6 protein-coding genes are annotated in these 8,403 nt (G+C 63.7%); 1 reads left to right on the top strand and 5 read right to left on the bottom strand.

The genetic code is table 11. The features are described 5' to 3' along the window. Positions 1-114 precede the first annotated feature (114 nt). From VF497_RS03060 to VF497_RS03040, 5 genes are all read right to left on the bottom strand, one after another. On the bottom strand, positions 115-2,160 hold the full coding sequence (locus VF497_RS03060) for a M13 family metallopeptidase (RefSeq protein WP_330886144.1): 2,046 nt from the start codon (positions 2,158-2,160) through the stop codon (positions 115-117). A 231-nt stretch (positions 2,161-2,391) separates the two neighbouring features. Beyond that, positions 2,392-4,188, bottom strand: coding sequence for a M14 family metallopeptidase (locus VF497_RS03055; protein WP_414706832.1), 1,797 nt, complete (start codon positions 4,186-4,188; stop codon positions 2,392-2,394). Then, positions 4,185-4,844 carry a DUF502 domain-containing protein gene (locus VF497_RS03050; protein WP_330886142.1) on the bottom strand — a complete coding sequence of 220 codons (660 nt, stop codon included), beginning with the start codon at positions 4,842-4,844 and terminating at the stop codon, positions 4,185-4,187. Before VF497_RS03050 ends, VF497_RS03055 begins: the two co-directional genes overlap by 4 nt. Before the next feature lie 83 nt (positions 4,845-4,927). Further along, entirely contained in the window at positions 4,928-5,818 is an 891-nt protein-coding gene (locus VF497_RS03045) for a class I SAM-dependent methyltransferase (protein ID WP_330886140.1), read from the bottom strand. A gap of 56 nt (positions 5,819-5,874) precedes the next feature. Beyond that, positions 5,875-6,345, bottom strand: coding sequence for a DUF4442 domain-containing protein (locus VF497_RS03040; protein WP_330886138.1), 471 nt, complete (start codon positions 6,343-6,345; stop codon positions 5,875-5,877). Positions 6,346-6,490: 145 nt separating this feature from the next. On the opposite strand from VF497_RS03040, the gene VF497_RS03035 reads away from it, so the two are divergent. Further along, positions 6,491-7,750, top strand: a complete 1,260-nt coding sequence (locus tag VF497_RS03035; RefSeq protein ID WP_330886136.1) for an MFS transporter — start codon at positions 6,491-6,493, stop codon at positions 7,748-7,750. The last annotated feature ends 653 nt before the right edge of the window (positions 7,751-8,403 follow it).

Raw genomic sequence — 8,403 nt, 5'->3', positions numbered from 1 at the left:
GCAAGACGTTGTCGACGACCACGTTCCAGGTCAAGTAAGTTCGACGTCTCCGACGGAACGAAAAGGGCGCGGAAAATTCCGCGCCCTTTTTTGGTTTGATGGAAGGAAGATCGATTACCAGATCTTCACCTGCGCATCGCCACCGCGCACCATCGCATCACCGGCCTTGCACGAGAATGCCTGCGCGAACGCGGGCATGTTCGACGGCGCGGCGATCGCGCGGAACTGCCCCGGAGCGTGCGGGTCCGTGTTGAGGTTGACCTTGGCCGTTGCCGGCAGCGTGTTCGTGCGCCACAGACGGGCGAAGTAGAGGAAGAAGCGCTGGTCCTGGCTTAAGCCGTCGATCTCCGATTTTGCCTCGGTCGGATTCTTCGCCAGCGCGATCTGCAGCGCGTCGTAGGCGACGTTGAGGCCGCCCAAGTCGGCGATGTTTTCGCCGAGCGTGAGCTTGCCCTTCACATGCAGGTCCTCGAGTGCGACATAGCCGTCGAACTGGGCAACGAGCTTGTCTGCGCGCTCGGTGAATTTCTTGCGGTCGTCGTCGGTCCACCAGTTGCTGTTGTTGCCCTGCGCGTCGAACTGGCTGCCCTTGTCGTCGAAGCCGTGCGTGATCTCGTGGCCGATCACCGCGCCGATGCCGCCGTAGTTGAGCGCGTCGTCGGCCTTGGCATCGAAGTAGGGCGGTTGCAGGATCGCGGCCGGGAAGGTGATCTCGTTCTTCAGCGGCGAGTAGGAGGCGTTCACGGTCTGCGGCGTCATGCCCCATTCGCTCTTGTCGACCGGCTTGCCGATGCGACCCATGCGCCAGTCGTGGTTGAACTTGCTTGCGGCGAGCAGGTTGTCGACGTAACCCGCTCTCGCGATCGACAAACCGGTCCAGTCGCGCCACTTGTCCGGATAGCCGATCTTCGGCTTGAACGTCGACAGTTTTTCCAGCGCCTTGGCCTTGGTCGCATCGCTCATCCAGTCGAGCTTCTCTATGCGCAGCTTGAGCGCGGCCTGCAGGTTGGCGACGAGCTGCTCGGCACTTTGTTTCGCCTCGGGCGGGAAATTCTCCTTGACGTAAAGCTGACCCATGGCCTGGCCCATCTGTCCGTTGACCGCGCCGAGCACGCGCTTCCAGCGTGGCTCGATTTCCTTCTGTCCGCGCAGCTTGTGCGCACTGAAGTCGAAGTGCTCCTCGACGAAGGCGCGCGACAGGTACGGCGAGACGTCGTCGATCGCGTGGAAGCGCAGGTAGGCCTTCCATTGCGCGACGGGCACCTCGGTCAGCATCTTGTCGAACTCGGCGAACCATTCCGGATGCGAGAGCGAGAAGCCCTGCACGTCCTTCAAGCCTTGCGCGGCGAGGAATTTGGTCCACGGGAAATGCGGCGTCGCCTTGTCCGCTTCGGCGACGCTGGCATAGTGGTACTGGTTCTTCGGATCGCGCGCCTCGATCGGCGACAGCGAGGCTTTCGCATCGCGCGTTTCCAGCGCCAGGATCCATTGCGCGTCCTGCTTCGCTTCGTCGGCCTTGACGCCGGCGAGGGTCAGCGTCTTTTCGATGTGGGCGAGATATTCGCCGCGGATCTTCACGTAGTCCGGCTTGTCCTCGAGATAGTAGGCGCGCTCGGGCAGGCCGAGGCCGTCTTCGCCGGCGAAGCCGATGACCATGCTCGAGTTCTTGAAGTCGGGAAGGGCGCCGAAGCCGAAGTAGCCGCCGAGTCCGCGTGCATGCGCATCGATCATGTAGGCGGCGAGATCGTCGCTCGACTTGAGCGCGGCGATCTTCGCGAGTTCCGGCTTGAGCGGCGCGATGCCGGCCTTTTCAATCGTGGCCTCGTCCATGCCGCTGGCGTAGAAATCACCAAGTTTCTGCTCGATCGTGCCCCTTGCCGCAGCGGCGATCGCCGGGTCTTCGATCAGTTTGCGTTGCGCCTTGAGGCTGTTCTCGCGCAACTCGTCGAACGTGCCCCAGCGCGTACGATCCCCCGGGATCGGATTGGCCGCGAGCCATTTCGAGTTGACGTGGTCGTAGAAGTCCTCGCAAGGCTTGAATTTCGCGTCAAGCGACGCCGGATCGAGCGCGCTGCCGGCAGTGGGCGACAGAGCGTGGGCCGCACTCGTGACGGCGAAGGCGATGGCAAGGGCGAGCGGATGGCGCAGGCGATGGGTCATGTTGGATTCTCCCGGGTTCCGAGGGTCACGGTAAGGACTGCCGGCGGCGCGCAGCAGTGCAGAAAGTCATGCACAAAAAAACGGCCGGTGAGGCGCCGGCCGAATGACAAACTCGAAGGCAGGAGACTGCTTTCGCGGCGTACTCTCCACGGTTTTCGCCTGCACGGGCAGTGCCGGAAGGCATGGGCGCCCGAATTCGACGCGGCAGGGCGATACATGGCAGACGCGCCGTCACGGCGCAGCGCGCGCCATGGCCAGAGCGGCGGCATCGAGCTTGACGACCGGATACGCGCCGATGTTCTGTTTTGCATACCACGGCGAGCGACGATAGAAGAACTCGAGTCGTGCACGCGGATCGGTGGCGAAGCTAGCGTCTTTCTTCAGTCGTAGTTCGAATTCCGCCTTGAGCGAGGCGTCCTGCGCGAGCATGTCGCGCGCAAGCTTCTCGAGCACGCGCGCATCGGCGCCTTCTTTCTGTTCGAAGATCGCGTTGAATGTGCCCCAGCGCAGCAGCGAATCGGGCGCATCGGGTTCGAGCAGGTTGACGGCGACATTGGCCGCGCGCTGGTCCATGCGCACGACCGCAGAGCCGGGCGGAAAGCTCAGCGTGGCGGTTCCGGTTTTCGCCGCGAACTGACGCAGCATCAAGTGTCCTTCGAACGGCATGCTTGCCCAATGTGGATCGTCGATCTGATATCGCTGCACGGCGAGCGTGAGCGGTCGCGTCGTCGTCTCCACGCGCAGGCCATGCTGCTTGAGCTTCTCGATGACCTGCGGCCAGCCGGCAGGCACGAGATACGCTGCGGGCAGGGCGATGCTTTCGCGAACGGTGAGATCGCGCCAGTTCGGAATCGTGTAATCCTTCGGTTTCGACGGATCGTATCGGGTCCAGATGTCACCCGAGATATCGCTCTTCGTCTGAGTGAACGCGAAACCCTTCAGCGTGAGCGGTACGGATTTGTCGCCTGGGGCGAAGAGGATCGGCAGTGTCGCGCCAGACTGCGCTGCGCGCGCAATCGTATTGCGGTCGGCGGCCTCAACCGCGCGGCGCAATTCGCCCGGGTGCGTGCGGATGTCGTCAAGAATTGACGCGATCAAATCGTAGGTCGCGCGCACGCGCACTTCGTACGGTTTGAGCATGTGCGTTTCGACGAGCAGTGCGGCGCGGTTCTGCAGCGCGACGTAGCCGGTCGAGAAACGCTGGCCCGAACCGAAGTTCTCGATGCCCTTTGTAATGTCGCGGTGGTCCTTCAATTCGAGATACGGCGAGAGCAGATGGCCGCGCTTGTCCGTCGCAGGAAAGATTCTTTTCCTCAGCGCCGCGTCCTGCCAGGCCTTGACGCCGGCATCGAGCGGGCCCCAGTCCTCGGTGTACCAGGTCAGGTCGTAGCGGTAATCGGCGCCGTCGGTGGTGTGGATGTCGGCGAGGAAGTCGGGCAGCCATGCATTCCACAGGGCGAGCCAGGCCTGCATCTCGGGCGCGTCGGCCTTGATGTAGTCGCGATTGAGGTTGAGGTTCTGCGCAGTCGCGCGAAAGCCCATTTCGGCGGGCCCGTTCTGGTTGATGCGCAGGTAGGGATTGGAATTCTCGTGGCCGTCGACGTTGAAGATGGGCGCATAGAGCAGGATCGCATGATCCAGGGCGTGGGGAAATTTGTTGCCTACGCCGAGGTCACGCAGCAGCATCAACCCCGCGTCCTTGCCCTCGATCTCGCCCGCATGGATGCCGGCTTGGACGAAGACGATTTCCTTGCCTGATGCGTGCGCGGCCTCGGGCGTGAATTCGCCGCCGCTCGCGGCAACGACGAGCATCAGGTCGCGGCCTTCCGGAGAGACCCCGAAGCGCGTCAATTTGAGCTTGTCGGGTGCCGCCGCGGCGAGCCTTTCGAGATAGGCGCGCGTGTCGGCATAGCTCGGCGTGGTCTTGAAATGCGCCGCTTCGGCGGGCGTGGTCCAGTCGGCGGCTTGCGCCGGCGCAAGCAAAACAATCAGCAGACAAAGCGACAGGACAAACTGTCGAACGATCACGCGCGCGGTTCTCCGTTCTGCACGAAGTCTGGCAGTTTGTCCGGGCCTGCGGCACCGCCGGAAAGAATGAAGGCCATCGCCTGGTCGACACTCCAATCGGTCGCGATCAGCTCGTCGACCGGCACGATTTCGAGATAGCCGCCGGTGGGGTTCGGCGTGGTAGGCACGTAGACCGCGGCCATTTCGCGTCCCGCGCCGTCGACGAAAGTGCGCGTGACGAAGCCGATCGTCTTCAGTGTCGGCGAGGGAAAACCGATCAGCACGACGCGCTGCGTGTTGCCGGGCTTGCTCTGCATCATCGTCATCAGCTTCTTCGAGCCGCCATAGATCGTGTGCACGAGCGGGATGCGCTCGATCAGGCGTTCGAACCCGGCGAGCAGGCGTTGTCCGAGCATGCGGCTCGTGGCGAAACCGAGCAGGTAGAGCGCGACGATCGTGCCGACGAAGGCAACGATAGAACGAAACCATTCCTGGCCCAGCCACTCGGCTGCGGCCGGAAAGATCGCGCTGATCAGCGCGAACGTCGCCGTGACAGCCGGCGCGCCGACGCGCGAGAGCACGCTGACGATGAAGGCGAACACCAGCCAGGTCAGCCACAGCGGAATGAAAGTGAGCAGGCCGGTGATCAGGTAGCGTTGCAGGTACAGGCGGGGCATGGGTTCGGCGACAGATCGGGGAGGTGCATCATAGCGGCCGGAGCGTCGCGGCGCATGGCACACACTGCAGAGTCTCCCGCAGCTCAGGGTTTGCGCAACACCGCCTCGAATACCTGATGGCCGTCGTGCGTTTCGTCCCAGTGCACGAGCTCCAATCGCGCCTTCATTGCCGCCTGGCGCAGCCAGGTCTGCGACAGATAGGCGATGTGCGCCGGTACATGCAGATAGCTGTAGCGCAGCCACGAGCGGATGCCGTCGCACGGCTTCCACAGCGGCGGGCGGTGCGGAGCAGTGATGTAGATGCAGCCTCCGCGCAACATGCGTGCCTCCAACTCGACGAGCATGGCGGCAGGATCGGTCAGGTGTTCGATCACGTGTGTCATCGATGCGAGCGCAAAACGCGGTTCGCGGGATACGACCTGGATCGTGCCGACGACGTACTCGTCGACCCACGGGCACGCCGCCGCACATTCCGCACTGATATCCTGCGCCACCGTGTGCACGCGGGGACTTCGCTGCTTGCAGGCGCGCGCAACCCAGGCGAGGCCGGCGCCTACTTCGAGAATGGATTGCACGGCCGCGGGGACGAGCCCCAGCCGGTCGATGCGACGAGCGTACGAATCGAGCACGCGCAGGGCCGCTGCGTCATCGGAGTACGTCTTGTCGCTGAACTGGACGGAGTCCTGGTAGAGGGTCTGCAGGTCGCGATCGCTCGGCTGTGGGTCGAGATAGACAACGTCGCAGAGGGAGCAGCGGAGCAGCCGATAGTCCTCGTGTTCGAACGGTCCGGGGTGAGTCGGTGCGACGTTTCCGACGATGTGATGACGGACGCGAGCCGCAGCGCAGAACCGGCAATCGCGTTCTATATCTGTTGATTCGGCCGTGGACGGAACATTCGAATCGTGCCTGCCATGCCACGCGGCCAGACTTTTGAGTTGCCATGCACGCAGGCGATTACGCCCGTTCTGCGGCAACAGCCTCGCGAGTTTCCTGAGCATGTACGGGGACGATCCGAAGTGGTGCGGCCATTCTACTTGTCGCGCTTGCGTCGTACGTAGATCTGCTTGCGCACGCGTGCAACCACTTCGCCGGCGACGGTCTTCACCTCGACGTCGAACCAGCGCAGGTATTTCTCGCCGCTGGCAGTCGCGGCGCGGATCTCGTCGAGCACGGCGTCGTCGAGCTGGAATTCGGCGTAGACCGCTTCGCGTCCCGGCGCGACGAATTCGATGGCGCCGGCCTTGTCCCAGACGACGTAGTCGCGGCCGAGCGCCTGCATCGTCATGATCATCCAGAATGGGTCGGTCATCGCGAACAGGTTGCCGCCGAACTGGGTGCCGACGAAGTTGCGGTTGTACCAGGCGAGTTTCATGCGCACTCGCGCGTGGCGCCAGTCGGCGCTCCATTCGAGCACGCGCATGCCGCCGAACAGGAACGGCGGCCAGAAGTTGAGCGCGCGTCGCACCGTCTTCGCGGAGAAGGAGTGGGTGGTGAGGTTCATGGCATCGTTTGCTCGGCGAAGCGGAATCATTGCCCGCGGGCGCGTTTGAATTCAACCGCGCGCACGAATGAAAGAAATTCCACGTCGGTGATCGCACGAGTGCCGCGGACTATAATCCGCGCTCGATCTTCCGCAGGACATTCCCTTGTCGTCAGCTTCCGCCGCCGCACCGCACGTCGCGTTCGCGGCTCTACGCCATCCCGGATTCCGCGCCTACTTCCTGCTCTCGGCGCTGGCGATGATGGCCGATAACATCGAGCACGTGATCAGCTACTGGGTGATCTTCGGCAAGTTCCATTCGCCTGCGCTCGGCGGCTTCGCCGTCGTGTCGCATTGGTTGCCGTTCCTGCTGTTTTCGGTGTACTCGGGCGCGCTCGCCGACCGCTTCGATCCACGTCGCATGATCCAGCTCGGCATGGCCTTGTTCATGGGCGTGTCGATCACCTGGGGCGTGCTGTTCATCACCGGAGCGCTGCAGATCTGGCACGCCGCCGCGCTGCTGATCGTGCACGGCATGGCCGGCGTGCTCTGGGGACCGCCGTCGCAATTGCTGCTGCACGATATCGTCGGACGCGAGCATCTGCAGAGCGCGGTGCGCCTCAACGCGACCGCGCGCCAGCTCGGCATGCTGATGGGCCCCGGTGTCGGCGGCGCGCTGCTGCTCTGGCTCGGCCCGAACCTCGGCATCTTCGTCAATGCGACGCTGTATCTGCCGTTCATCCTCTGGCTTGCGGTCGCTCCGTACGGGCCGAAGTTCCGCGCAGCCGGTGTTGCGGTCGCGTCGCGCGCGGTGCGCAACCTCGGCGACATCTGGCGCGCGATGCAGGAAATCGCGCACCATCGCGTGATTCTCGCGATGACTGTGCTCGCCGGTTGCGCCTCGTTGTTCGTCGGCAACGCCTACCAGGCGCAGATGCCGGGCTTTGCCCACGACCTCGGCCAAGGCAAGGCGGACTTCTTCTACAGCATGCTGCTCGGCGCCGACGCCGCCGGCGCGCTGACCGCCGGCTTCGTCCTCGAGAGCCGCGGCCTGCTGCAGCCGCGCGCGCAAACGGCCTGCGTGCTCGCGATGATCTGGTGCGTCGCGCTCGGCAGTTTCGCGCTGACGTCGAGTTATCCATTCGCGCTGGTCGTGCTGTTCGTCGCCGGCTTCGTCGAACTCTCGTTCAACTCGATGGCGCAGACGCTGGTGCAACTCGAAGCGCCTGCCGAGATGCGCGGCCGCGCAATCGGCGTCTACAGCATGTTCGCGATGGGCATGCGTATGTTCAGCGGCATCACCGTCGGACTTGCTGGCGCGCGCATCGGTATTCACTGGTCGCTGGCGCTGAGCGCGGGAGCATTGTTTGTGGTGATTGGGTTGCTGATGCAGTTCGGCTTGCGCTCGCCGGCACAGCGGGCCTGATCACTCATCAGCGTTAGCTCGTCATTCCGGCGGCTTTCAACAGCCGAAGGGCTGGTCAAGCCGGAATCCAGTGTCTCTGCTTTTGATCCTTTTGAGGGCGCATCCCTTCGCCTTTCCGCGCGCGTCCAGCGCGCGGGTTACTTTCTCTTGCTTGTGCAAGAGAAAGTAACCAAAGAGAACACACCCCGGATGCCGCGCCCTGCGCGCTTCGCGCTCCGGGTGCGCGAGGACAGGCCAGGGTTCGTTGAACGCACATCCATGTGCAATAGCGGAATCGGCGCGATCCATCGCGCCGACCCTGCGGGCTGATTCGTCCTGCCCTCGCCGCGGCAAACGGGGACCCGAAGATCACGAGCCAGATCAAAAGCAATGTCGTGCAGCGCCAGCTTGTGCGCGCAGGAGCGCGCTGCTTTGGCTTTTCCGGGTCCCCATTGCATTGCGGCGGCAGCGGTCGGAAACGCCCGCAGGGTGAGCGCGATGGATCGCGCTCATTCCGCTGCCAGCACACGGATGTGCTGTCAGCGGAACCCGGCCGCTGACGCGGACCTTTCGGGCAGGATGCCCGAAAGGCGCAATGCTCTGGGGCGTGTCTCTTTGCTTACTTTCTCTGCACGAGCAGAGAAAGTAAGACGCTCGTCCGCAGGACGAGTGGA

Origin of the sequence: Rudaea sp., from assembly GCF_036383415.1 — a bacterium.
GTDB lineage: Bacteria > Pseudomonadota > Gammaproteobacteria > Xanthomonadales > Rhodanobacteraceae > Rudaea.
This window is presented reverse-complemented; position numbering and strand designations above follow the sequence as displayed.